Annotated in this window: 22 protein-coding genes; 5 read left to right on the top strand and 17 right to left on the bottom strand. The window is 48.3% G+C overall.

What is annotated here, in order from left to right; all coding sequences use genetic code 11:
• Positions 1-35 precede the first annotated feature (35 nt).
• Together ACV3PA_RS05050 and ACV3PA_RS05045 are read left to right on the top strand one after the other, a co-directional pair.
• The gene (locus tag ACV3PA_RS05050) at positions 36-1,265 is read left to right on the top strand and encodes an SH3 domain-containing protein (protein WP_456125772.1); all 1,230 of its coding nucleotides are present in this window, start codon (positions 36-38) and stop codon (positions 1,263-1,265) included.
• A 147-nt stretch (positions 1,266-1,412) separates the two neighbouring features.
• Complete coding sequence (locus tag ACV3PA_RS05045; protein ID WP_053454306.1) at positions 1,413-2,018, top strand: AmiS/UreI family transporter; 606 nt, start codon at positions 1,413-1,415, stop codon at positions 2,016-2,018.
• A gap of 197 nt (positions 2,019-2,215) precedes the next feature.
• On the opposite strand, the gene ACV3PA_RS05040 is transcribed toward ACV3PA_RS05045, so the two are convergent.
• Genes ACV3PA_RS05040 through ACV3PA_RS04980 form a run of 13 tightly spaced genes read right to left on the bottom strand, consistent with a single transcriptional unit; the run spans position 2,216 to position 16,653 of the window.
• Positions 2,216-3,106: an LCP family glycopolymer transferase gene (locus ACV3PA_RS05040; RefSeq protein ID WP_053454307.1), complete on the bottom strand. Its 891-nt coding sequence runs from the start codon at positions 3,104-3,106 to the stop codon at positions 2,216-2,218.
• A gap of 29 nt (positions 3,107-3,135) precedes the next feature.
• Complete coding sequence (locus ACV3PA_RS05035) at positions 3,136-3,879, bottom strand: hypothetical protein (RefSeq protein WP_053454308.1); 744 nt, start codon at positions 3,877-3,879, stop codon at positions 3,136-3,138.
• A 23-nt stretch (positions 3,880-3,902) separates the two neighbouring features.
• A complete protein-coding gene (locus ACV3PA_RS05030; RefSeq protein WP_456125771.1) occupies positions 3,903-5,054 on the bottom strand; it encodes an aminotransferase class I/II-fold pyridoxal phosphate-dependent enzyme in 1,152 nt (383 codons plus the stop codon).
• Positions 5,051-6,124: a lipid II:glycine glycyltransferase FemX gene (locus ACV3PA_RS05025; RefSeq protein WP_053454310.1), complete on the bottom strand. Its 1,074-nt coding sequence runs from the start codon at positions 6,122-6,124 to the stop codon at positions 5,051-5,053. The genes ACV3PA_RS05030 and ACV3PA_RS05025 overlap by 4 nt, the downstream gene beginning before the upstream one ends.
• The gene (locus ACV3PA_RS05020; RefSeq protein ID WP_053454311.1) at positions 6,105-6,725 is read right to left on the bottom strand and encodes a sugar transferase; all 621 of its coding nucleotides are present in this window, start codon (positions 6,723-6,725) and stop codon (positions 6,105-6,107) included. The genes ACV3PA_RS05025 and ACV3PA_RS05020 overlap by 20 nt, the downstream gene beginning before the upstream one ends.
• 15 nt (positions 6,726-6,740) lie before the next feature.
• Positions 6,741-7,850 carry a glycosyltransferase family 4 protein gene (locus ACV3PA_RS05015; RefSeq protein WP_456125770.1) on the bottom strand — a complete coding sequence of 370 codons (1,110 nt, stop codon included), beginning with the start codon at positions 7,848-7,850 and terminating at the stop codon, positions 6,741-6,743.
• The gene (locus ACV3PA_RS05010) at positions 7,838-9,181 is read right to left on the bottom strand and encodes a nucleotide sugar dehydrogenase (RefSeq protein WP_053454313.1); all 1,344 of its coding nucleotides are present in this window, start codon (positions 9,179-9,181) and stop codon (positions 7,838-7,840) included. The genes ACV3PA_RS05015 and ACV3PA_RS05010 overlap by 13 nt, the downstream gene beginning before the upstream one ends.
• A gap of 12 nt (positions 9,182-9,193) precedes the next feature.
• Complete coding sequence (locus ACV3PA_RS05005) at positions 9,194-10,543, bottom strand: phenylacetate--CoA ligase family protein (RefSeq protein WP_053454314.1); 1,350 nt, start codon at positions 10,541-10,543, stop codon at positions 9,194-9,196.
• The gene (locus tag ACV3PA_RS05000; protein ID WP_053454315.1) at positions 10,533-11,567 is read right to left on the bottom strand and encodes an NAD-dependent epimerase; all 1,035 of its coding nucleotides are present in this window, start codon (positions 11,565-11,567) and stop codon (positions 10,533-10,535) included. The genes ACV3PA_RS05005 and ACV3PA_RS05000 overlap by 11 nt, the downstream gene beginning before the upstream one ends.
• On the bottom strand, positions 11,557-12,843 hold the full coding sequence (locus ACV3PA_RS04995) for a glycosyltransferase family 39 protein (RefSeq protein ID WP_053454316.1): 1,287 nt from the start codon (positions 12,841-12,843) through the stop codon (positions 11,557-11,559). The genes ACV3PA_RS05000 and ACV3PA_RS04995 overlap by 11 nt, the downstream gene beginning before the upstream one ends.
• A gap of 12 nt (positions 12,844-12,855) precedes the next feature.
• Entirely contained in the window at positions 12,856-14,115 is a 1,260-nt protein-coding gene (locus tag ACV3PA_RS04990; protein ID WP_053454317.1) for an oligosaccharide flippase family protein, read from the bottom strand.
• A 15-nt stretch (positions 14,116-14,130) separates the two neighbouring features.
• The gene (locus tag ACV3PA_RS04985) at positions 14,131-15,996 is read right to left on the bottom strand and encodes a polysaccharide biosynthesis protein (protein ID WP_456125769.1); all 1,866 of its coding nucleotides are present in this window, start codon (positions 15,994-15,996) and stop codon (positions 14,131-14,133) included.
• Positions 15,997-16,017: 21 nt separating this feature from the next.
• A complete protein-coding gene (locus ACV3PA_RS04980) occupies positions 16,018-16,653 on the bottom strand; it encodes a YveK family protein (RefSeq protein ID WP_235504913.1) in 636 nt (211 codons plus the stop codon).
• Positions 16,654-16,991: 338 nt separating this feature from the next.
• Here ACV3PA_RS04980 and ACV3PA_RS04975 point away from each other — a divergent pair, with 338 nt between their 5' ends.
• A complete protein-coding gene (locus ACV3PA_RS04975) occupies positions 16,992-18,260 on the top strand; it encodes an O-antigen ligase family protein (RefSeq protein ID WP_456125768.1) in 1,269 nt (422 codons plus the stop codon).
• Between the two features lie 28 nt (positions 18,261-18,288).
• Positions 18,289-19,047 (top strand): homing endonuclease associated repeat-containing protein, encoded by a 759-nt coding sequence (locus ACV3PA_RS04970; RefSeq protein WP_053454321.1) that lies wholly within the window; start codon positions 18,289-18,291, stop codon positions 19,045-19,047.
• A 63-nt stretch (positions 19,048-19,110) separates the two neighbouring features.
• Here ACV3PA_RS04970 and ACV3PA_RS04965 read toward each other — a convergent pair whose 3' ends face one another.
• Positions 19,111-20,106: an ATP-grasp domain-containing protein gene (locus ACV3PA_RS04965; protein ID WP_053454322.1), complete on the bottom strand. Its 996-nt coding sequence runs from the start codon at positions 20,104-20,106 to the stop codon at positions 19,111-19,113.
• A 16-nt stretch (positions 20,107-20,122) separates the two neighbouring features.
• Positions 20,123-20,647 carry a VanZ family protein gene (locus ACV3PA_RS04960; protein ID WP_053454323.1) on the bottom strand — a complete coding sequence of 175 codons (525 nt, stop codon included), beginning with the start codon at positions 20,645-20,647 and terminating at the stop codon, positions 20,123-20,125.
• A 205-nt stretch (positions 20,648-20,852) separates the two neighbouring features.
• Between ACV3PA_RS04960 and ACV3PA_RS04955 the strand changes: the two genes are divergently transcribed.
• Positions 20,853-21,272 carry a helix-turn-helix domain-containing protein gene (locus ACV3PA_RS04955; protein WP_053454324.1) on the top strand — a complete coding sequence of 140 codons (420 nt, stop codon included), beginning with the start codon at positions 20,853-20,855 and terminating at the stop codon, positions 21,270-21,272.
• A 501-nt stretch (positions 21,273-21,773) separates the two neighbouring features.
• On the opposite strand, the gene ACV3PA_RS04950 is transcribed toward ACV3PA_RS04955, so the two are convergent.
• Positions 21,774-22,511: a class I SAM-dependent methyltransferase gene (locus ACV3PA_RS04950; RefSeq protein ID WP_053454326.1), complete on the bottom strand. Its 738-nt coding sequence runs from the start codon at positions 22,509-22,511 to the stop codon at positions 21,774-21,776.
• Positions 22,504-23,700, bottom strand: a complete 1,197-nt coding sequence (locus ACV3PA_RS04945) for a hypothetical protein (protein ID WP_456125767.1) — start codon at positions 23,698-23,700, stop codon at positions 22,504-22,506. Before ACV3PA_RS04945 ends, ACV3PA_RS04950 begins: the two co-directional genes overlap by 8 nt.
• Between the last annotated feature and the right edge of the window lie 12 nt (positions 23,701-23,712).

Genomic DNA, 23,712 nt, shown 5'->3' with positions numbered 1-23,712 from the left:
AAGCTATATTTTCAAAAAGGAGGGAATGATTTTTTATGAAACCATTTTTTCGAATGAGTCTGATACTCCTGATCCTGTTTACACTTTGTCTACCTGCTTTACCAGCGCAAGCCGCCAGTTATCAAGTAGTCGTCTCTTCTAAATCTGGAGGCAATATCCGTTCTAAGCCAAGCACCAGTTCCTCAGCGACCATCGTTCGACTTGCTGCTTATCAATCGAAATTCACAGCAGTATCGTATTCAAATGGTTGGTACAAGATCAAAGATGGTGGAACCTACCGTTATTTATCCAATCAAGTCGCAAAAAAAGTGACCGGATCAAGTACATATTCACTCATCGTCACCTCTAAGTCTGGAGCGAACATTCGCTCTAAACCAAGTACATCCTCGAGTAAGACGATTGTTCGACGCGCTGCTTACAAAGCCGTACTTCAAGCAGTCTCGTATTCCAAAGGATGGTACAAGATTAAAGACGGAGGAAAAACACGATACGTTTCGAATCAAGTCGTTCGAAAAAAGACAGCCGCTAGTAAATATCCTGTCGGCTCTTTACGTTATTTCCAACTAGGTTCTGCTTCCTATATCACAACGAAACAGAGTAACGTACGACGCTACCCAGCAAGTACGACGAAGTTATTGACCGCCATCGTTGCTTACGAAGTGGCCGCACGAAACGGAACATTGGATCAACCGTTCACCCTTACGTATCCGATGATCGCTGTACCATATGGTAGCAGTGTCGCTAGCTTACGTTCAGGAGATCGTGTTACGATGCGACAACTCTTGAATGGGATGTTGATTCGCTCCGGTAATGATGCCGCTAAAGCGATTGCCGTTCGGACCGCAGGCTCTGAATCTAAGTTTGTGGCGTTAATGAATGGTCGCGCTCAAGCACTCGGCATGACAGCAAGTCATTTTTCTAATCCACATGGTTTTCATGAATGGAATCATTATACGACAGCTGCTGATATGCAAAAACTCGCGAATACGTATGCAAATTATAGCTATCTAATTACAGTCAGTGGTCGAAAATCATATAAAGCAAACATTAAAGGACCGTATGCCCGTACACTGAAGTGGTATCATACAGATAAAACCTTACCTAAAGAATCCCGTATTTATGCGAGCAAAACAGGATATACTCCTGAAGCGAATAATACACGCGTCTTTTTCCTTAAAAAAGGAAATGTCCGTTATGGATTAGTCACACTAAAAGGTACTCCTACTCAAACGGAAACCACCCTCCGTTCTGTCCTGAACCAATGATCGCTCAATCAGCAACCTGATTCCCAATCGCGGGAGTCAGGTTGTTTTTCATTTTCCTCTAAAATTGTACTTGCGCTGAAAACGAATTCATCTTAGAGTTAACTTTAGAATCAGACGTCTGACGTCTTAATGAAGGAGAGTTTTTACGTGGGAAATGTAAGCTTATTATTCGGGGGCGTCGCGCTCTTTTTAAATAGTTTGACCTTGTTCGGAAAAGTCGATCTTCGCAGTGCAGGTGTCTTCAGTCTTATCACCGGTTTGTTGCAGACGTTTATCGCAACGTATCTCGTCATCGGTGCAGCGGGAGACCCGGCGCTGACGTTCGGTTACGCAAGCATTTATCTGTTTGCTTTTACGTACGTCTATGTCGGGATCACGTTCTTATTTAATCTTGACGGAAGCGGAGTCGGTTGGTTTTCCTTGTTCGTCGCGATTGCTGCGTTGTTTTATGCCTTCGTCAGTTTCACGACGAATGACATCATCGGTGGCGTGACCTGGTTGTTCTGGGCATTGCTCTGGAGCCTGTTTTTCCTCGGAATGGGATTGAATCGACCAATTGATGCGATCACTGCACGCGTTGCACTCGTCTTGAGTTGGTTGACATTGATCGTCCCGGCACTGATCGGTCTTCGGTTCGGCTACTTTAGTTCGGCATACCAGTGGTTATGGAGCGGTGCTGCCGCTTTGACTACTATCTATTTCCTTTATACGATGATGAAATTTTCGATGCTTCGGACGATTCGTTCATCGTAATAGATACATCGCATCAAATCACTAACATAAAAAGAGGTCCTTTCCCGAATATATCCTGGGAAACGGACCTCTTTTCGTTCAATGAATGCAGAACGCTACAATTCATACGCAACTTCTACAGGAAAAGAAAGTGCGGATGATGGTAGCGTTCGTTTCGTTATAAATCAGACCTAATATCTTTATTCTCTCCATTCAAATCATTTCAGTGCTTCCTGCAGACGCGTTTGCACATCTTTCAACGACTTGTCCGTCGGATGCCAGTAATAGATTCCGTCTGACTCGATACCACCTTTTCCGTCTAATGACAACGTCTCGACGTTTCGTAGGGCATCCCGGTAATCCGTCGCGACAGTCCGCACGACAGAAAACGGTACGTTCGTCTTGACGTTTTTACCGAGTGCATCAAGGACCGAGTTGAAACGACGAATCGAGAAGTCCTCTGTCATCTTATCGGCGACTGCCTGAACCACTTGACGTTGGCGAATTTGTCGTCCGAAATCACCTCGTGGATCATCATGTCGCATCCGGGCATACGCGAGTGCTTCCTTCCCATTCAGCGACAGTTCTCCTTTTGGGAATTGCATTTCATAGTACGAAAAGTTGATATCGTTCTTGACGGTAACGCCATCGACCGCATTCACGAGATCTGTAAAGCCTGCTAAATTAATTTCTGCGAAGTAATCGATTCGGATATCGAGCAGATGACTCACCGTATCAAGTGCCATCTGTGGACCACCAAAAGCATAGGCATGATTGATTTTATCATTCGATCCATTACCGATGATTTCCGTCTTTAAATCACGCGGAATACTGATCATCTGACTTTTATTCGTCTTCGGATCAATCGTCACGACGATGATCGTATCACTACGTCCTGTCTCGTTTTTTCGTTGGTCAACGCCCAGTAAAAGAAACGAAAGTCCTTTTTTCTGTTCGACGGCTTTCTCTGTCTCGACACTCGCCTTGACTGGCACTTGGACTTCTTTCATCGTCTGACTCGCTTTTTGATAGACGTATCCGCCTGAACCGAAGAGAAGGAGCAGGCATATCCCCGTTAGTGTCAATACAATCCATTTCCACTTCTTCATCATCCATTCTCCTTTTCTTCGGTTTGAATTCAAGACGGTCGTTGTGCTTCGAGTACAAGCAAGGCATTGCGCCAGCTACCGAACAACGCGGTAATGACGCCGATACTTGGTGTATCACGGCCGATACTGAATCGTTGGTAACTCGCGATTGTCAGATGTTCTGTTTCTCGCGCGGCTTCGGCGAGTACATCAAGTACCTCCTCTTCCCGCCAGCGTTTTCGTGGGAATTCGATGCCGATGATTTCCAGTGCATTTGACCAAGAGCCGTACCGGCGCGCAATCGTTGCGACGGTTGGGCGATTTTGACCAGCCGCCCACTTCGTGTAGGTCTGGCTCGTCAAGACCGGCAAGGCACCTTGCGCTTCAAGTAACGACTCGATGATCCGTTGTTCCATTTCCTGTACGCGTTCCTTCAAGATATCTGCTTCTGACAATGCTTGCTGCCACGAGTTGAATTGATGGACGATATCCGTCAGGCTAGGTGCTTGCTTTCGCTGAGCCCATTCGCGGTACGTCGCGCTCGTGAAAGGATCGAGTTCCTCTCGTGCCTGACGCAAAGCGTCGATGATTTCCGATTTCGTGAACGTCAAGCGGGCATGTCCGATGCCAGCTCGTTCCAAGGCGATTTGCCACGATCCAAATAGCATCAGGATTTCCGCAACGCTTGGATGCGTAGTATTCAGTTGCCAGCGGAAATAGGTATTGGCCGTCAATTCATTCTTCCCGTTCGCAGCGAGACGGAGTGCGTGGATCGCTTCCTCCATATCGCGCATGACGATGTCCCCTTCCCATATATTCATGACTGGACGTTCCGGCGTACGGTCGTCTGCAAGGCTTGACGAACGTTTCGGATGACGACGGCTTGTTCGGTGAACGTCATTTGTGAAGCAGACGGAAGGCAGATACCGTCTTCAAACAAGCGACGGCTGACATCCATTCCTTCTGCTGTGACGAATGGTACGTCTCGGTAAACAGGCTGCAAGTGCATCGGCTTCCAGACCGGGCGGGATTCCGCGTTCACTTGTTGCAGTGTCTGAATCATCGCATCGCGTTGCGCTTGACCACCCGGTAAGAGAAAGGCACTAAGCCAGCGGTTAGCGAATGTTCCAGGCTGCTCGACTTGTGACGTGACCGATTGCGGTGCAAAGGCACGGTCGTAGCGATTAAAAATCTTTCGCCGTGCGTCGACGCGTTGATCGAGAACTTCAAGTTGTCCCCGTCCGATGCCAGCAGCGACATTACTCATCCGGTAATTGTAGCCGACTTCCGTATGCTCATAATGCAAGACTGGTTGGCGCGCTTGTGTTCCAAGATAAAAGGCACGTTCAATCAAAGCGGGATCATTTGCGACAAGCATCCCGCCACCTGACGTCGTGATGATTTTGTTGCCATTGAATGAATAAATCCCGAACGTCCCAAACGTCCCTGTCATCCGTCCATTGACACGGGTCCCGAGCGATTCTGCTGCATCCTCGATCAACGGAACATCGTACTCTTCACATAAAGCGGCGATTTCCTCGATTTGTGCTGCGACGCCGTAAAGATGAACGACGATGACCGCTTTCGGAAGTCTTCCTCGTGTTGCTGCCTGCAACAACGCCCGACGGAGTGCAACGGGTGACATGTTCCACGTCTCTTCTTCCGAATCGATCAACACCGGCTGCGCTCCAACGTAGCGGATCGGATTCGTCGAAGCGATGAACGTCAAGGACTGACAGAAGACGTCATCTCCGGCAGTGACACCCAGTGTCGCGAGTGCCAAGTGAATCGCTGCCGTGCCACTGCTTGTCGCAAGTGTGGCGCTAGCTCCTGTATAGGTCAGCATATCGCGTTCGAAGGCATCGACGTTCGGTCCAAGTGGTGCGACCCAGTTCGTCTCGAGTGCTTCGGTAACGTAACGTGCTTCTTGACCACTTAAGTGCGGGATGGAGAGCGGGATGTGTTTCATGATGTTTCCTCCCTTCGAGGTGACAGATGACGGATTGGCGTTCGGTAGAGCGGAAACCATTGACCTGTTTCGACTTCTGGATGTTGTCGTTCGAATTGTCGCGTAAGTCGTTCGTAGATCGTCGCATCAAGAATCGATGTTCCGAGTCCAAAGAACGTCAGATTCGCTTCACCGAAAGAACGTTTGTAGGCGAGTAAGCTATCCTCGTCGGATCGTGTCGTTCCTCCACCGAGATGGAGGGCTTGAAAACCAGCTTGTTTCGCCCAGCGAATCATCTCCGCGAATAACAGATGATTCGGGCGAAGAGACAAGTATGCTGGATCCGAAGCACCGAGATGATAATGCGCGAATTGTCGACCCGTCAGTACGATACAGCCAGCGATGATGTGTCCGTCTTGTTCGGCAAGCAAGAGGACATTTTTGATCTGCCCTTCTGCGAAATAGTCGAAGTAGATCTGATCAAAGTAATACCGCGCATCGGCATGATGTTTATCCATTGTCATCTGATAGAGACGTGCGAAGTCGCGATATTCTTCTGGACGCCCAAGGCGAATCGTGACACCTTCGCGCCGCGCCTTCCGGATGTTGCGACGTGTCATTTGTGAAAATCCACCTTCGATCGTCTCGAACGGATCGGTCAGTTCGAGTGTCACGGTCGGCTGTAGAATATTCGTTTGATGACACCAGTATTGCCCGAGCTCTTGATTGTGCAAAAGTGGATGAAAGCGAACCGTCTCAGTGACGATCCCTGTTTCGTTGCAGTACTGTTCAAATCGCTCCCGCGCTTCGCGAACTTGATCAAGTGACCAGATGCCTGTGAAATAAGGACCACCGTATCCGTATGGTGTCGTAATGTCTTCAAAAAGTGTTCCTGGAACCCGTCGCCGCAAGTACGGATAGATCAACGTACCGAACTCTGTCGGATAATAAAAGAGTTCAGGAATCTCATCAGGCTCTTTTGCAAGTTCGAAGTAAGCATATTCGTAGTAACAATCGAGCTGGTAGGTTGCAACGAGTGCATCCCATTCGCGTGGATCCCGAATCAACCGTTCATCGCTTAGCGACATCATGGGGAACACCTCCGTCGAGACCCTTGAACTCACCCATGCCAGTCTGGTGAGCTGTCGAGTTCCCTTCTGACGAGATGACCATTTTGAACGTCTTGAACAAGATATAAAGATCGATTCGGAATGTATGATGTGCGGCGTACCATTGATCTTGCTCGAGACGTTGTTGCCACGTCGTTGCGTTCCGACCGTGAATTTGCGCCCAGCCAGTTAGACCAGGTAAGACGTCGTGGCGTGTCATCTGCTCCTTCGTATAGTGGTCCAAGTAGCTGACAAGTAACGGACGCGGTCCGACAAAACTCATCTGTCCACGAAGGATATTGACGAACTGTGGAATCTCATCGAGACTCAAGCGACGAATCCACTCGAGCGATGCTGGAATCCGGTCGGCATCGGGAAGGAGTTGTCCTTCGGCATCTGTTTCGTTCGTCATCGTGCGGAACTTATAGATTTTGAACAGCTCCCCCTTATAGCCAGGACGGACTTGGTTGAAGAAGATCGGTCGTCCGAGTTTCGTATAGATGAATAAGGCGACGACGACGTAAACAGGAATTAGGATGAGGATGGCAATGAGACTAACCGTGAAGTCAAATGTGCGTTTCATGATGACGTCCTCCTTTTACATAGCTGAAAAGAGATCAAGTTGTCGTTTGATGACGTCGGCTTCGTTGAAATGTTTCATAGCACGGTCAAATCCGTTCCGTCCCATATCGTTGGCACGGTCAGGTTGTTCGACAAGTGTATTCATCCGTTTGGCAAGTTTCGCGATGTCGCGGACTTCGACGAGGTAACCCGTCTTCCCCTCAACGACCTCTTCGCGGCAGCCCCGGATGTTTGTTGCAATGACGGGTTTTGCACTCGCCATTGCTTCGATGATCGAACGTGGTACCCCTTCGCGATGCGACGGTAAGACGAAAGCATCGACTTGTTGGAACAAGTTCGGTACGTCTTCGACGAATCCAAGATAGTCGACGTTCGGGATCTCGCGAATCCGCCGTAAAAAGAGATGTTTTGTCGTCTGATCCCGTTCGCTTGCCATCATCTCACCCGCGATGACGAGTCGCGCTTCCGGGTGACGGTAGACAACATCTTCAAACGCCTCGAGGAGTTCGAGAATCCCCTTTTCTTCGACAATCCGACCAATGAATAAGAAGGTAAACGGTGCGCCTGCTTCGCGCGGCCGTGGATAAAAGCGCGTTAAGTCGATCCCATTTCCAAGGTGCATCAAGCGGGTATTCGCTTTGAAGCGTTTCCGCTGAGCGAGCTGATAATCTTCTTCACTTTGGAGGAGTAAATAATCGGTTGCGAAACGTGCCAGCCACTTCTCGACGGAATACGTCAGTTGATACGTCACCCGCCCCATCTTCTCGTGGAAGTAAAAGCCGTGTGCTGTATAGACGATGTGCTTCGTTCCTGCTCGCTTCGCTGCGACCCGTCCAAGGGCAGCAGCGACTGGTGTGTGAACATGAACGGCATCGTATCCGTCCTCTTTGAGGATGCGCGTGATTTCTCGGATCGTCCGCCAGTTACTCGTCCAGTCGATCCGTCGCTCAATCGGGATGTCGTGCATTCGGAATCCTTTGGCTGCGAGTTTGATTGAGGCTCCCGTATCAGCACAAGCGATGCCGACGTCGTGTCCAGCATTCTGTAAAGCCAGTAAGAGCGGCTGCAACATCGTCTCTGCCGTCGTATCAAGGGCACAGACTTGAAGAATTTTTAGAGGCGCCATACGTGGACCCCCTCAGGCTGTTCTGCTCGTGGTAACATCCCTTTGATGTCGACGACGATACCGCGTCCGACTTTGAGTAAGTGTTGTGCAAGGTTCCAGCCACCCTCGACGTATTCTTCGTGCGAGACGGCGAAGATGACGACGTCGGCTGGTTTAAGTTCGCTCATCTCGAGTAAGTCGATCCCGTATTCGCGTTTCGCTTCGCTCTTTTCGACGAGTCGATCCGTCACTTGGACATCGATCCCGAACTCTTCGATTTCGCGAACGAGATTCGCGACTTTCGAGTTACGGATATCGCTAACATTTTCCTTGAACGATAGACCGAGGATCGTGACACGAGCGCCGAGGACCGGCATGTTTTGTTTAATCAAGTTCTTAACGAGTGCTGTTGCGATGAAGCGCCCCATCGTATCGTTGATCCGACGACCCGCGAGGATGACTTCCGGGTGGTATCCGAGCGACTCCGCTTTCATCGTGAGATAGAATGGATCGACGCCGATACAATGCCCACCGACGAGACCCGGACGGAACGGGAGGAAGTTCCACTTCGTGCCGGCAGCTTCGAGGACTTCGAGTGTATCGATGTCCATCCGGTCGAAGATGATTGCTAGTTCGTTCATCAAGGCGATGTTAAGATCACGTTGTGTGTTTTCGATGATTTTCGCCGCTTCCGCGACCTTGATCGACGAGGCCCGGTGGACACCAGCTTCAACGACCGCTTCGTAGACTTCAGCAACGATGTCGAGAGTCTGATCATCCTGGGCAGAGACGATTTTTTTGATCGTCTTAAACGTGTGCTCATGGTCACCCGGGTTGATGCGCTCTGGTGAGTACCCGACGAAGAAGTCAACGCCAGCACGTAATCCAGATGCTTCTTCAAGAACCGGAATACAATCTTCCTCTGTCGCCCCTGGGTAGACTGTCGACTCATAGACGACGATGTCGCCTTTATTGAGTTGACGACCAACGAGATGTGAAGCCCGTAAGAGTGGCGTTAAGTCTGGTTGATTCTGGGCATTGATCGGTGTCGGGACGGCGATGATGATGAAGTCGCTCGCTTGGAGCGCTGCTGGATCAGAGACATAGTCGACGGTTGCGTTCTTCAGTGTGAACGGACTGAGTTCAAGCGTCGCGTCGATCCCTTCTTGTAGTTCTTGAACGCGTTGTTCCTTGATGTCAAAGCCGACGACGTCTGTTTTTTCGCCAAAGGCGACGGCGACAGGAAGACCGACGTATCCGAGTCCGACGACGGCAATCGAACGGTTGGCAATGGGAAGTGCACCGGTTTGGGCTGCTGTCGTATCTACGATGTGTTTGACTGCCTTGTTCATGGTGGGTTCCTCCTATTTCATCGACTGTTTGACGATCAACGTTTTTCCGTTCGGTTCTTGTTTGACTTGTTCGACTGGCTCCAGAACGATTTTCATATCAGACCCAAGCAACTTGCGCATCTCGTTTAAGAGAATCTGCTCGTGTTTTGGATGGAAGCGTTTCGCATCTGGAATATACCGGAGTGTTACGTGATTGAGTGCATGCTGCTCGACTTGGAGACGCAAGACGGAGTTCGGAAGTTCCCGAGCAATCGTCGTGATATCCCCTTCGAAGACTTTGCCACGCTTCTCGCTGACGATGTAACTCGTTCCCCGTCCATCGATTGAAGCGATGACTGGTCCGTTCAATCCACAGCTACATGTCTCGTCACTGAGTGTCATCCGATCACCGATCCGGTAACGAATCAGCGGTGTCCCGCGTGTCGTAAAGCAGGTGACGACGACTTCTCCGTCCTCTCCATACGGTTCGATGATGCCTGTCTCATGGTGGAGATGTAATTTTCGATGACTACATTCCGAGATGATTGGTGCACCTTCCGAAGAACCGTATTGATCGAAGACTGGGACACCGAATGCTTCCTCAAGAATCGAGCGCATCTCTTCTGTTACCGTTTCTGATGTCGGGAAGATAGCGATCAGCGGGATATCCAGCTGGATGTGATGCTTCAACATGTAACGAGCGATTTCGACCATCGCTGTCGGTGTTCCGTCGAGCGCTCTCGGTTGAAAACGATTCAGTTCTTCGAGATATGCCGGGAAGTTCTCTTCTTTCATATGAAAAATCGATAGTAACAACTGATTGAGTGGTCGATTCATCCGCCAGAAGATCGGTTTCTTTTGATCGACGGCGGTCAGCGTCCGTCCAGTAAAGCTCGCCCGGCGCATCCCAGCGTGGAATCCATGACGTTCTTTGAAGTAATCGAGATGCGCCATTCGTTCCTGGACATCATCACGCATGAAGGCAACTTGAAGTGACTTCCCGCTCGTTCCACCCGTTCTCCCTCGAACCGGCGCATCGACGCGGGACATGAAGGCATCATTGTTTTGACGAAGTGTTTCTTTTTCAAGGATTGGAATCGTCTTTAGCTGCTCCAGTGACGTGAACGGTAATTGAATATCATGTTCGTGAAAGAGTTGCGCGTAATATGGCGTATGCGTTGCAACGAAAATGAGGAAGGCATTCAAACGATCAAGTTGCTCCTCTTTATAATCTTGCGTCCGGTCCTTCTTCCGAAGCTCCTTCATCTTCTGTTCATAGAGAGGGCCGTATCGTTCTTGCATTAACTTCCGACCGTATAAGGAGGTCAGCCAATTTTGGATGAAGATTGGAGAGCGATAGTAGAATTCCTCTTTAAGCGCCATCTTGAATTTCCTCCTTCAGCAAGTAATGACTCTCATACCAATCGATAAATGCATTGACCCCCGCTTCGACCGTCGTCTGTGGTCGATAGCCGATCGTCTCAAACAAGGAAGTGACATCAGCGAAGCTTTCCGGAACGTCGCCTGGTTGAAGCGGCATCCCGTTTTTAATTGCTGTCTTCCCAAGTCGCTGTTCGATCAAGGCAACGAATTCATTGAGTCGAATCGGACTGTGGCTACCGATGTTGTAGACACGGTACGGGACGTTACTTCGATCCGGTAAGGGCTTTGAAGCGTCGAACGTTGCGTCGACTTCCGGTTCGGTCTGGAAGAGACGGTAAATGCTTTCGATGATGTCGTCGACGTAAGTGAAGTCCCGTCCCATCTCGCCGTAGTTATAAAGATCAATCGGTTCGCCTTTTGCGATCGCTTCCGTGAACTTAAACAGTGCCATATCCGGGCGTCCCCATGGACCGTAGACACTGAAGAAGCGAAGGCCCGTCGTCTTGATCCCGTAGAGGCTGCTATAAGTGTGTGCCATCAATTCGTTCGCTTTCTTTGAGGCGGCGTACAGGCTGAGTGGATGATCGACGGCGTCCGTCGTCGCGAACGGCATTTTCGTATTCGATCCGTAAACGGAACTTGAAGAAGCGTAGATCAGTTGTTCGACTGGGTGATGGCGACAGGCTTCAAGAATCGAGAGAAAACCGACGATGTTTGATGTCATGTAGACATCCGGTCGATCGATGCTGTAACGCACCCCTGCTTGTGCTGCGAGATGGAGAACGAGATCAATCGATTCTTGTTCGAAGATCTGCGCGACTGCTGCTGTTTCTTCGAGTGAGACCCGGTAGAATGTATAGTTCGTTCCTAGTTCAGCGAGCCGTGCTTCCTTTAACGTCGGGTCATAATAGTCATTCACTTCATCGAGTCCGATGACTCGGTAACCCTCTCGGATGAAACGACGTGCGGCGTGAAATCCAATGAAACCAGCGATACCAGTGATTAAGATTGTTTTATTCGGCACGGTGTTCGACCTCCTCGAAGTAATGGCGCGCTTGTAAGCGCATGTAGTGGACGGATGTGTAGACGATGAGTATCATCGGGAACAACTTATACCGGTGTCGAATGGCCGTTCCGACGTTGCCGGTTCCAAGACCGAAGATGACGGCGTTGAGAGCAAAGAGAAGGAAAAAGAAGAAGAGGACGCTGCCGAACGGGTGCTGACGGATCAATTTGAACGACCGGACGATTGCAAAACAGGCGATGAAGTAGAAGATCGCGTCAAGGAAGAAAATCAGGATGTTCATGACACTCGACCATTGCCACGGGAACGGTGAGAATAAGAAGTAAATCGTTCGGATCGGTGCGTAGAGAATCATGTCCGCTGGACCCGTTACCGTCAATCCGTTTAGATAAGCCGAGCCGCCACGATCGTAACTCATCCCGCTGAACAACTGTCCGTTTTCTGAAACGTGGGTGAACTTCGCGAACAAGACGTCTTGGAAGCTATAGACGATGAAGCCGACGATGAGCACTTGGAAGATTAGTCGCTGCACCTTGGTCGGTTCAAAATCCATTCGTCGTGTCTCATGACTGTAAAACGAGAAGTAGACGAGTAAGACGATGATTCCGACGGCAAGACCGGAGTGGAACATCGTACTGACGAAGTAGCCGAGATACGCGAGAATCATATACGATCCGGATTTCTCTTCCGTCCAGCGCACCATGTAGTAGAGCGTATAGACGATACCGAGTGCAACGATTTGGTCGCGTAAGAGAATCGGTGAGAGTAACAATCCTTGTGGGAAGAACGCGAAAACTAGTGTCGCTCCGAACACGTATCGTTCTGGTAAGCGTAACCGTTGAAGTGTCTTCGCTAGGATGACGACGGCGACGACGCCGAGGATGACGTTGAAGAACTGAGCGAGTATCCGTTCTGGACCGAACATCAGGTAGAAGATCCCAAGAAACTTGGAATAGGTGCCACGGACGACATCATTGAAGGTCGACGGATCGGTGAAGATTTGGACACCTTCGAGATGAAAAGCCTCAGTATCGTCACCACTGTGTGGCGGTAAGCGAAACAACTCGAGATCGATGAACATCAAGACCAGTCGGACGAAGAAGGCGGTGATGAAGATGAGAAAGAGTGGTGTTGTCTTTGACTGGCGAAGTAGGTAGTAGAGAAACAGGACTGAGTTCAGGAGCAGTAAGGCGGTCACGTACGTGTCCGGGAAGAGCGACCGGGCGAATTGACAAACGAGCGCTTCGAGCACGATGAGTAGTAGGATTGGTCGCATCTTCTTCCCTCCTTAGCTGCTTTGTTCGACGACGAGAGCGACGTCCCGTGGATATAAGGACCGATACAGTGCTGGTAAAAGTAGAACGATCTGAGTGACGGCGCAAAGTGTGTACGCAATCGTTGCTCCGTATAGACCGTACAGCGGAATCAATAAGCTACAAGCGATCAGATTGACGACGACACTACCGAAGATTGAGATCGTCTGGATCCGAAACTGTTGGAAACCGGTCAGGAGTGCTTGGATGACGGTCGAATTGTAGAAAAAGAGTGAGGCAACCATCATCAAGACGAAAATCAGATGGTATTGAACGAACGACGCGTTGTAGAAAATCGTCAAGCCCCACTTTCCGAAGAAAATGGCTCCGATAATCAACAAGATACCGACGATATTCGTCATGAGTAACATCGATCGGGTCAGCTTGCGCAACTCTGGCAAACTTTGTCGTTCACCAGTCTCAGACGAGAAGTTCGGTAGCAAGACGGCAATCAAGGAGTGGATGAATAGACTACCGAGTACGAGTAGATAGGCGATACTAGCGTAGTACCCGAGCTCTTCTGTTCCGATTGCGTGCCCGACGAACAATCGCGGAATGTTCGCGTTCAAGGCAATCAAGAGAGCAACGAATCCGAGTGGCATCGCTTTGAGGAATAATTCCTTGCCTGACCGGTATCGTAAGTCGAGCGCTTGATTGTCAAAGCCACGACCCACACGGCGAATCGTCGGTAAGTCGTATACGAGTAGCATGATCAAGTTCCCAGCAATCAAGGCGAGCACGAATCCGTGAATGGAATGGGTCGTAAAGAGGACGAGTGCTGCACCCGAGACATTCAAGAGACTACGAAAGATCTTCGAGACAGCAACTTCCTTGAAGGCGGTGTGTCCTTGCAAGAAGCCGTATGCGAGGTCCGCGAACGATTCCATATATTTATTGAGATACACGAGTAACGTTAGGAGTAAGATGTCCGCCTCACCGAAGAAATAATAGATAACGAGTAACACGAATACGCCTGCTGAGAGAAGCGAAAAACGGGTCTTGATGAAGAGCCAGAAGTTCGTCAGTCCAGCCCGTTCTGCCGTCAGGATCGTACTGGCGTTCAGCCAACAGAACATGACGATCGGTGCGGTGATGGCAAGGGCGTAGTTGAAGTAACCGATGTTGAGCGGTGTACTCCATTTGATCAAGAGCGTCAAAATCATCCATTGATGTAGCGAATACGCTGTATCAGCAATGAAGATGAGATTGAAGCGGGACAGTCGGGCCGTTTTCATCGTTCTCCCTCCTCTCTATTCACGAGCGATCCGCATCGTCGGTGCGACTGGGTCGACGTCGGTCTCATTCGTAATTCCTAACAAATACTGGCGAAGGACCTCATCCTGCCCAAGCGCTTGGGCAATCTCACGCAAGTACGGGTCGACGGATCCGAAGGGGCGTGTCTTCCCGACGAGGATTTTATCAAAGACAAGTTCGTCATGGACCTCATCTTGAGCGAGCAGTTCCTCGTACAGTTTTTCGCCTTTTCGAATACCGCTATAGACGATTGGGATTTGCTCTTCTGTGAAGCCACTCAAGTGAATCAAGTTCTTCGCCAGTGTCGTGATGTGGACCGGTTCGCCCATATCGAGCACGAACACTTCGCCACCTTTTGCGAGAACACTCGCTTGAATGACGAGCCGGCTCGCTTCTGGGATCGTCATGAAATAGCGTGTCATCCGGGGATCCGTGATCGTAATCGGTCCGCCTTTCGCGATTTGTTCTTTAAAGAGCGGGATGACGGAACCACGGCTACCGAGGACGTTCCCGAACCGGACGACGGCGAACGTCGTCTCGCTGTTACGAGCCATCTGCTGGATAACCATCTCAGCGATTCGTTTTGTCGCCCCCATCACACTCGTCGGATTGACGGCCTTATCGGTCGAGATCATGACGAATCGTTTGACACCAGCTGCTTCTGCTGCTCGAGCGACGTTGCGTGTGCCGTAGATGTTGTTCTTGACAGCTTCGCTCGGGTTATCTTCCATCAACGGCACGTGCTTATGGGCTGCTGCATGATAGACGAGATCCGGTTCGAAGCGTCGCATGACCTCAAGCATCCGGTCACTATCTTGCACATCAGCGATGACGGATTCGAACTGGATGTCCCGGCTGAGACACTCGAGTTCTCGACGAATCAGATAAATGCTATTTTCGCCGTGTCCGAGAAGAACAAGCCGTTCGGGACGAAAACGAATCAACTGTCGGCAAATCTCTGAACCAATCGAACCACCAGCACCGGTGACGAGGACGGTCGCCCCGTGGACACTTCGTTCGATTTCCGTAATATCGAGCTCGACGGGTTCGCGACCAAGTAAGTCAGCGATTGAAACTTCACGGATTTGTTTGATGGAGACTTTTCCAGATGCCAGTTCGACAAGCATTGGTAACGTGTGCGCTTCGACTTGGGTCTGCTTAATCCGGTTCAGCAATTCAACCCGTTGTGGATACGGTAAAGATGGAATCGCTAGGACGACCGCTTCGATCTTCTGCTCTTCGATGATGCATTCGAGTTGATCGATCGCGCCGATGACAGGAACACCATGAATCCGCATTCCGCGTAGTTCGAGCGAATCGTCGAGGAGTCCGACGACGTTTAAGATATGCGACTTCTTTTGCTTCAGCTCTTTTGTGATCATCTGACCGGAAGCACCGGCACCGATGATCAGTGTTCGTTTTCCGAGCGTCTTATGGTCCGGAACGAGTCTTAAACTACGTCCACGAATCAACAGGCGGACGAATAAGAGACCGTTTAGGACAAGTCCTGTCTGTAAGAAGATCGCCCGTTCGACGGCAAAGTCGAACAACGCGTATTCGAGACCGAGTAAGACGAAGCTACTAGCAAGAACGACGACGAGTAAGACGGCAAGATCACGTAGACTTGCGTAGCGCCAGATGATTTGATAGAAGCGCATCCAATGTGCGACGAACGTAAGGGCGACCCACTGGATGAGGGCGATTTCGAGTGCATCCTGCAACTCGAAGTTGACAGTGAGATGGAGTGGATTAAAGAAATAGAACGTCACTACGGTCGCAAGTGCGATGATTCCGGCGTCGATCAGGCGAAGGAGTCCGATCTTCAACTGCCGACGATACGGGGTGAGCGGGGAATGCTGCATGACGGTGTCTCCTCTCCTCTCTCATGAATGGGTGCGGGGAATGGCTTTCGGATAACTGTCTGTCGCTTCACGTGTCACTTCCTTTTTGCTTAACGATCGAGAATAGACGATCAGAAGTCCGAGCATCAGACCAAGAACACCACCGATACCTGTATTCATTAAAATGTTCGGAGATACGGGGTTCGTTGGGATCCGTGCACTCGAGAACACTTCCGTCTTACTCGTGTTGATTAGTTGTGGTAGATAGTCCTGGAAGACTTCCGTCATCGTGTTCGCCTGGATGGCTGCCTGCTCCGCCGAACGATCCGTGACGGATAAGGCGATAACTTGCGAATCTAGATTGCTTGAAACCGTTAGACGATCCGTCAAATCGAATAGTCGCTTATCGGTAACGTTCATTTTTTGAGCAACCTGATCAACGACCTCTGGGCTTCGTAGAATATCTTGATAGGTACTGACGAGTGTCGGCGTCGATGTCGCCTCTGTATTCTCTTGAGGAACGACGAGGATGTAAGCCGTCGCCTCGTATGTCTTCGGAATGACATACGTGCTGAGAGCATATCCGGCACCTGCGAAGAGAATCATGAAGAGTGCGAGTAGCCACCAGCCGCGTCGGAGTGTCGTCAGATGATCTCCGAAAGTTTTTCTTTGATGCATCGAGCTCACTGTTGTTCACCTCTTTCTGGCTTGACCGAATGGATGGACATTGGTTATGTCTACACCTTATTTCCAATCGACTCCCAAAACAATTAGAGCTTGGTGGAAATGATTATATTTTTTTCGGTAGCTATCTCGCTTGCGTGACGCTAGTTCACAGCATGAAATCATGTCACGAAAAAAACGCGATTCACGAAAAAATGATCACGTTTTTCTTAATATTGTTTCATTTATCTGCATGATATTTTGAAAGATAAGGGTAAATACAAATTTGATGATTAAAAAGTTCTTAAATCGGTAATAAGTCCTATATGAAGGGTGGATAGACTTTAGAAATCATGTTAAAATCAGCCAATATACCCACATCGTTTGCCTTATCCATCCTAGTCGTTTGGATCATGCTCGATGCTTGGATTCGTCCCTTATCCTTCACGGACGAAGTGTTGCCGAAACAGTGGTCCTTTTGGTTGCTTCCCGTTTACACCATTCTATTTAGCGTCTGTTGGTTCATCTTACAACCGTTCTATCGCGTCAATCGGGCGGCTGGGCATCAAATCGTACTAATTTTTCTGATTTATCTGACTTTTCATATCGTATTTTTCTTTTTCAACGCGAATACGGATCGTATTCTTGCTTCGCTTTACCTCATCTCGACTTGGCTTTTCGTTGGCATCGTCTCTTCGCTCTCGCGTACATCGATTAACCAATGGCATCGTCTTCTATGTTATTTCCTTTACGGGCAAGCCGTCTTTCTTGCTTCCTACGCCCTCATCGTCTCATTTGGATCAGAGTATGTCCCGGTCGAAAACCTGCAATGGCTTCGAATCGGTCCTTTGTCGTTTCCTCAGTTGTACGTAGGGGAACAAGGCTCATTCCTTCGTCTCGCTGGACTGATGAACAATCCGAATACGTTTGCAGCTTGGCTCGTTCCAGGAGGACTATTTGCTTGGTTTTATCTGCTCAAACAGTTTCCTCGTCGGCACAGCCTTCTGCACGCCGTCTTTCTACTTCTGATCATCATTGCTTTACTCAAAAGTGGTTCGCAGACCGGGATCTATTCTTTTATTCTCCTCGCCCTTTTGACGAGTATTCGAATGGTTCCGGGAACGAGACGTCGGTTGCAAGTAACGGCCTGTTATGTGACGGGAAGCCTGATTCTCCTCATTGTCTTTTCGTTTCAAGGTCTGCTTCCCCGTTTGCTGAGTCTCAATGGACGATTTACGCTATGGGAAGCAGGTTGGCGGGCTTCCGCAGATGCACTCTGGTTCGGTCACGGCATCGGGAGTGCACCACGCGGACTACAAGAACAGCTAAACGAACAAGTTCTCTATACGTTCCACAGTACACCGATCACCTATCTCTACGAATTCGGACTCATCGGTTGTCTGCTATACATCGCGGTTTTTCTTTATCTGTTTTACCGATTCTTTCGTATTCAAATGACGGATTTCGCTTTCCTCGCGCTGTTGCTTACCGGCTGGCTCGGGTTGCTCCAATTCACGGAAAGCGTTCTCGTCCGACCGAGCGGATTTTATTTTATTTGGCTTAGCCTTCTCGCTTATACGTCGCTTCGTCGACTTCCACCTCACGACAGTACCCACACCTAGAGCACCTACACGAAAGGGGTATGACATCATGAAGAAATGGACAGAACAACAAGTCATCGATAGCCTAATCGAAGCTAGTATCGAATATCCCGCTCTCGACGCAAAGACGTATGCGCGCTGGTCGATTGGAAAAGACATTCCATCGATCACGACGATCATTAATGTATTTGGCTCTTGGCGTGAAGCACTCCAAGCCGCTGGTCTCTCATCAATCCGTCCTTATTTCTCTGATGAGGAAATCCTTGCTTTCATCAAGGAAGCATCAACGCGTCTCCACCCTTTCCATAGCAACAGCTACCGGGAGTGGGCAAAGGCGAAACATGGACCCTCCTTGACACTGATCAACTTACGCTTCGGTTCTTGGTCACGTGCACTCGAAGAAGCACACATTGAAATGACACGTTCTATCTCGATGACAGAAGAACGCATTATCACGGCACTGCTCGAAGCTTCAGATGTCCTTCCACGCCTGACGACACAGACGTATGCGATTTGGGCACAAGAAAACGGACATCCGACAGTCGCGACGATTGCCCGTAAATACGGTTCATGGGCAGATGCTCTTGCTTGCCTCGACATCGCACCTCCTCGCCGAAAATGGGTCGAAGAAGATGTCCTTGAAGCACTACGACAGGCACAAGAAGAATTACCTTCCCTCAGCATTATTCATTACCGAAAATGGGCAGAAGATCGCTCGGTTCCGAGCACTTCAACGATTAACGCTCTCTTCGGTAGCTGGACCTCTGCCGTGCAGTGTCTCAAGCGTGCACGCGTCTCTCTTTCCTGATCATCCCCTTCCACCTAAAAAGAGTGATCCGGCATCACACCGGATCACTCTTTTTTCGTATGCCTACGGTTTTTTGATTTGCTTAAGCAGAGATGCCGGTAAGAGCGTCAACGTGTCGTGCTTCAATAAATAGATGTCTTCCGTATATGCACCGATGCGTCGGGGATTACGTTGCCCTTGCAAATTGTTTCGGATCGCTTTCGGAAAGTTGACGCCACATTCGTAAGCATGTGGATATCCACCACCGAATCGCGGATTGATTTCTGATAAATACAGCGTTCCGTCGACATCGAAGAGATCAAAATCAAGCGGACCGACGAGACCTGTTCCTTCTAAAACGTGCTCGATCAGTTCAAAGACGTCGTCGCGTTTGATGGAGCGACTCTTGTCGGTTTCTCCAGCGCGCATGACGAGTTTCTCCTTGATGAAGATATCAGTGACTTCATGCGTTAGCCAGTCGACATAGACATCCACCCCAAGCTCTTGCCCTCTTAAGTATTCTTGAATCAATAAATCCGAATGGACGGCAAACAATCCTTCGACGACTTCAAGTGAAGAGACGACCTGGACATGAAGACTAGCACTCCCGTTACGTGGTTTTACGAAGACCGGAAACTGGACTTCCCCTAGCGTAAGTGCACTTCGAAACGCTTCGAGCGTCACATATGTCCGCGCATGCGCGATACCTTCCGTAACACAGTACGTATACATCGCGTACTTATCAAAACAGAGATGACACGCGTCCATCGGTGAGACGAGTACGGTGACACCGATTGCTTCAAACCGTTCTGTTGCCGCTGCAAGTAACTCGAGTTCAGGATCAATCAATGACAATAACGCTGTCACTTGTTCCCGCTGGCACAGTTCAAGTAAATGCTCGATATAGTCCGGTGCATCGATGCGTGGTACGAGATGATGGCGTTCAGTCATATAGAGACCCGGTGCGAGTGGACTACAATCCGCGGTACTGACATGACCGTTTGGCATCTCACGGACGAAATACTCGACCAGTTTCGTCCGGCGCCCGACGCTCGTCATCAACAAATGGGAAGTCTTCATAAGGCAGTCTCCTTCGTTAAAAGTGATGCCTTCTCTTTTCGTGCCGGAAGGAAAGACTTCCTGCTTGGCGTCGTACTTTTTTCCTATAGACGAGTAGATAACATCCGATTCCAATCAATGCCCCGGTTCCATCGAGTAAGACATCTTGGATGAGTCCCGTCCGATCTCCCGTCAAAATCTGATGAAACTCATCAAAGACAGCCACCATGATTGCTAACGAATAAGCGAATAAAACAGCAAGTCCTGTTGTCAGGCGGCGACGTGTCAAATCAATCAATGCCACACCTAACACGAGAAACGTCGAGACATGCGCGGCTTTTCGGATGAAAAATTCAATGAAGCCACTTCGTCCGAGTGCATCAACACTGACTTCTCCGTGATACGAGAAGGAGATGAAACGCAAATGATCGACAAATCCTAACGGGATATATCGAGATAACCCTGGCTTGATGGATTGTGCCTGGTATGGCATCGAACTTGAGATAAAGAGAACCAATAGAACGGCGATGACAACGTAGCCGGACCATGTAATTTTTTTCATGAAGACACTCCTTTTTTCACATACACCTTAGAATAACATGTGGTATCCAAAAGAATAATACCACCTTGAATAATCCACTTTTGGAATTTCAATCTTTCTTTATTTCCTTATTCAAACGCTTTTTTACAATCAAAAGGTTTCTTCTATACCATAAGTGGTTAATTAGTACTATACACGATGACCTGAGGAATAGGAGTGAAGCGCTATGAATCGCGCACTTGGAAAAAAAATCATGCAACTACGAAAACAGCATAAGTACACCCAAAAGTATCTAGCCGAAAAATGCGGTGAAACTGCGACGACGATTTCCGCATATGAACGCGGACAACGGATGCCGACTCCCCAATCCCTCGAACGCTTAGCACTTGCTTTAAATACGACGATCATTGATTTGATTGATCCAAAGCATGTTCAGCACCCATCTCTGAATGAATTCATACAACAGGCGCTCGAACCGACGAAACCTCTTGATTTAAAGCTCGTATTAGAGGATTTACTCGTTCACTTGAGTTTATCTAAAGAAATTTATTTCGATGGTAGACTGATCTCAACTACAGTTCGAGAAGAGATGGCGACTTCGATTGACCATGCGTTAAAACGTGGATCAGCATCGATTGAAGCTTAAAAAGAGAAAAGGCATGGGGCGTAATCGCTCCCATGCCTTTTCTTTGGATTAATCGGTTTTTACGACATGATCGATGTACAATTGATTTTCTTCATATGTTGCCTCCAACAGCCTTCGAAAAAAAGTGTTTTGTTCGGTTTTCTCCGAAACAAACACGCGATCGTATCGTTGATGTGTCTGTTTGAGAAGACTGAATTTTAGCGTTCGAAGTTCTGAAGAAAAAAACAATTGAATACCGTGATGTCCGAAAGCATCCATTGCTCTCGATTCTTCTAAGAAGTGAAAGGATTCGTCTGGAAACAAAGTCTCAATGAACGATAGACAGCTTTTTTGAAAGGTAGTTTCGTTCTGATTTTCCATGATGGTCCGGCTCCTCTTTCTCATGATGTACTTTGAATCGTAATACAAAACTTCTGTATCTCAATACCCTGTCTTTAGACCCATTCAAACTAAACTAGGAGATATATTTTAAAATTACTCTCCTTCTATTCTATCAAAAGCTTATTGTTTATTGAATTCAAGAACGACGATTGTTTTTCCTTCATATATTGATTGCCCTTCATAACGAGAGAGTTTCGCGAATTCAAACAAGGTTTCAGGTTTGTATAAGTAATCGATCGCATAGCTTACTTTTTCTTCGCTACCTGATTTTAAATACGCATTAAATAAGAGTCGTTCGCTATCTACATGATGACCAAAGAACATTAAAGTATCATGAATCCGTCGAGTCGAAATGGACTGCTCTGATTCTCTTAGATAAGGAATATCGTGCAACGAAACGAGAAGTCTTCCATGTACACCTAAAAGTTGACGTATGTTCCGAAAGAATAATAGCAGTTCCCCACGGTTGTAATGCATGATGGTCGTACCAGGAAGAACGATCCGATCAAAGAATTCAGGACCTACGACGTCTGTCACATCATGGCTCCAGCCATATACTTTATGACGGTACGGTGTATCGATTTGATGTGTCCGAATCATTTCTGACTCGATCAAATATAAATCGTACCCCTCGTCGGATAACAGATTAAAGAGTTTTGGATCGAAGGTGCCGTAAAACAGAACCGTCTCTTCTTTTTGTAGATAACGTCGATAAAACGTCAACTCATCAATTTCTGTGATTTGCTTCGCTTCTTGATACAGTTGTCCAAAACGTTCATCTGCATAAACGTGATCGAGTACTTCAACACGAGAATAGCTTCCTTTTCTTAAAAATGGACCAAATAATACGTCACTCATGATACATCAACTCCTTATAGTATCGAATCGCTTCTGCATAGTCTGCTCCAAGTCGTTCTGGTAACACGTCAAATTGTTCTTTTTGATCAGCTTCAAGAATCCACAAAAATGCTTCGTTCGTCTCGAATAGTTGCATCGATGTTAAATCGAAAGCGAAATACCCCTCTTCATTTTGAATACCAATCAACGTGAGTGGACCGATACGTCCAATCGTTCGTGGTAATTCTAAATCTGAATAGGGTGTAACGAATCGACTTTCACCTGAAAATGATCCTGCGAGTTGATAGAGTAACGGAAATAACTCGAGTTCCTTTGGTGTGGCCAATGCTTCAAACTGTCCTGCTCTTTTCTCAACCATTAGAGAAATGTCCGAACTCAACCGATCCGTTTTCTGACGATCCGCATAGATACCATCTTCAAAGAAAAAAAGACGGTGTGAACTGTTCGATCCAACTTGTGTCGCATAATCCAATATACCGGCGAATCGTTCGTTGTGGATCCATCCGGTATCCTTCCAGCGCTTTAATTGATGAGCGAGTTCTGCCCGAGATAACACATCCAGTCGTGTTTCAAGCGGAGGGAACAGGGTATCAACGAAAGCAAGAAGGATTGGCGTCCGACTCATTAATTCAATGATTGGTAGATCGTGACGCATCGGATGATCGAAATACACGATACTATTCACTGTCATCGATGTGAAAAAAGATGCCGGAATACGATTCAACAATGAGCTATCTTCGATATAGACATGCCGCAGCGGTTGTGGTTGGAATAGTGAAGCATATCGATGAACGCCCGTCATCAAAGACAATAACTCGTTTTGAACGATGGGAAGCACTAACTTTTCATCCTCAAATATGAGAGGTAGTTCTAAACCATTTAGAAAATCGGGTTGTCCAAATACGATACCACCTTCCGCTCGAATTAAATGAAACTGAACATGAAGCATCTGCTGCTGCAAATAAGCAACCAGTCGTAATGTACGTTCTCCTTCACCTTGTAGAATAAAGAGATAATGTTCATATTCTTGAAAATCCATATAATCCAGTAAATCCTCGAACGTATGCATGTCGTAATTAAAAACATCTAAAGAAAAACGATGGGTTTCACAAAAGTGTCTCATCGCTGAAGAGGGACGTGAGCGTTGTAACCAACCATCCTGTTCTGATACGATCGTAATTCCTATCATGTGATTGCTCCT

The sequence above is a fragment of the Exiguobacterium sp. EA-TM-5 genome (assembly GCF_053878415.1).
The sequence above is the reverse complement of the archived record's forward strand: the minus strand, read 5'-3'. Positions and strand labels throughout refer to the sequence as shown.

What these genes read in the sequence shown, in the direction of transcription:
- ACV3PA_RS05040 (WP_053454307.1), bottom strand. Translation starts at nt 3,106, where the DNA reads ATGAAGAAGTGGAAATGGATTGTATTGACACTAACGGGGATATGCCTG.
- ACV3PA_RS04975 (WP_456125768.1), top strand. Translation starts at nt 16,992, where the DNA reads ATGTTAAAATCAGCCAATATACCCACATCGTTTGCCTTATCCATCCTA.
- ACV3PA_RS04990 (WP_053454317.1), bottom strand. Translation starts at nt 14,115, where the DNA reads ATGAAAACGGCCCGACTGTCCCGCTTCAATCTCATCTTCATTGCTGAT.
- ACV3PA_RS05010 (WP_053454313.1), bottom strand. Translation starts at nt 9,181, where the DNA reads ATGAACAAGGCAGTCAAACACATCGTAGATACGACAGCAGCCCAAACC.
- ACV3PA_RS04945 (WP_456125767.1), bottom strand. Translation starts at nt 23,700, where the DNA reads ATGATAGGAATTACGATCGTATCAGAACAGGATGGTTGGTTACAACGC.
- ACV3PA_RS04965 (WP_053454322.1), bottom strand. Translation starts at nt 20,106, where the DNA reads ATGAAGACTTCCCATTTGTTGATGACGAGCGTCGGGCGCCGGACGAAA.
- ACV3PA_RS04980 (WP_235504913.1), bottom strand. Translation starts at nt 16,653, where the DNA reads ATGCATCAAAGAAAAACTTTCGGAGATCATCTGACGACACTCCGACGC.
- ACV3PA_RS05005 (WP_053454314.1), bottom strand. Translation starts at nt 10,543, where the DNA reads ATGGCGCTTAAAGAGGAATTCTACTATCGCTCTCCAATCTTCATCCAA.
- ACV3PA_RS05015 (WP_456125770.1), bottom strand. Translation starts at nt 7,850, where the DNA reads ATGGCGCCTCTAAAAATTCTTCAAGTCTGTGCCCTTGATACGACGGCA.
- ACV3PA_RS05035 (WP_053454308.1), bottom strand. Translation starts at nt 3,879, where the DNA reads ATGCGCGATATGGAGGAAGCGATCCACGCACTCCGTCTCGCTGCGAAC.
- ACV3PA_RS04970 (WP_053454321.1), top strand. Translation starts at nt 18,289, where the DNA reads ATGAAGAAATGGACAGAACAACAAGTCATCGATAGCCTAATCGAAGCT.
- ACV3PA_RS04995 (WP_053454316.1), bottom strand. Translation starts at nt 12,843, where the DNA reads ATGCGACCAATCCTACTACTCATCGTGCTCGAAGCGCTCGTTTGTCAA.
- ACV3PA_RS05050 (WP_456125772.1), top strand. Translation starts at nt 36, where the DNA reads ATGAAACCATTTTTTCGAATGAGTCTGATACTCCTGATCCTGTTTACA.
- ACV3PA_RS05025 (WP_053454310.1), bottom strand. Translation starts at nt 6,124, where the DNA reads ATGATGTCGCTAAGCGATGAACGGTTGATTCGGGATCCACGCGAATGG.
- ACV3PA_RS04955 (WP_053454324.1), top strand. Translation starts at nt 20,853, where the DNA reads ATGAATCGCGCACTTGGAAAAAAAATCATGCAACTACGAAAACAGCAT.
- ACV3PA_RS05030 (WP_456125771.1), bottom strand. Translation starts at nt 5,054, where the DNA reads ATGAAACACATCCCGCTCTCCATCCCGCACTTAAGTGGTCAAGAAGCA.
- ACV3PA_RS04985 (WP_456125769.1), bottom strand. Translation starts at nt 15,996, where the DNA reads ATGCAGCATTCCCCGCTCACCCCGTATCGTCGGCAGTTGAAGATCGGA.
- ACV3PA_RS05020 (WP_053454311.1), bottom strand. Translation starts at nt 6,725, where the DNA reads ATGAAACGCACATTTGACTTCACGGTTAGTCTCATTGCCATCCTCATC.
- ACV3PA_RS04960 (WP_053454323.1), bottom strand. Translation starts at nt 20,647, where the DNA reads ATGAAAAAAATTACATGGTCCGGCTACGTTGTCATCGCCGTTCTATTG.
- ACV3PA_RS04950 (WP_053454326.1), bottom strand. Translation starts at nt 22,511, where the DNA reads ATGAGTGACGTATTATTTGGTCCATTTTTAAGAAAAGGAAGCTATTCT.